This is a genomic window from Mesorhizobium sp. WSM4845, assembly GCF_055811455.1.
The window spans coordinates 1-341 of record NZ_JBVVQA010000115.1 but is presented as its reverse complement, the minus strand read 5'-3'; the positions used below and the strand labels follow the sequence as shown (position 1 = coordinate 341).

Genomic DNA, 341 nt, shown 5'->3' with positions numbered 1-341 from the left:
GTTGATCGCGGCCGCGGCATATGAACTGCCGTATGTAACCGCACCAGCTGAGATGCCCGCCAGAATAATCAGATGCAGCGGCGCTTGCGGCGTTGTGTAGCCAACGGTAAGGACGGCAAGAAAGGACCAGGCAAACCCTGACAGAAGAGCAAGGATGCCAAACCAGCGAAGCCGCTGCGAAATCCCTGTTAAATCGCCCTGATCCCCCGTCTCGTTTAGCTGATAACGGGCGAGTCCGAGGCGGGCGGTATTTATGGCATTGACAACCAGGAACCAGATTGCGGCGGCAAAGCCCCCGCCAGAAAAGGCCTGCACCGTCAAAATCAGGCCTGATAGCATAG

At 57.2% G+C, this 341-nt stretch carries 1 pseudogene; it reads right to left on the bottom strand.

Annotation, left to right across the window (positions count from 1 at the left end):
* Positions 1 to 341, bottom strand: a pseudogene (locus tag AC0L2C_RS34250) (GGDEF-domain containing protein); the annotation flags it as partial.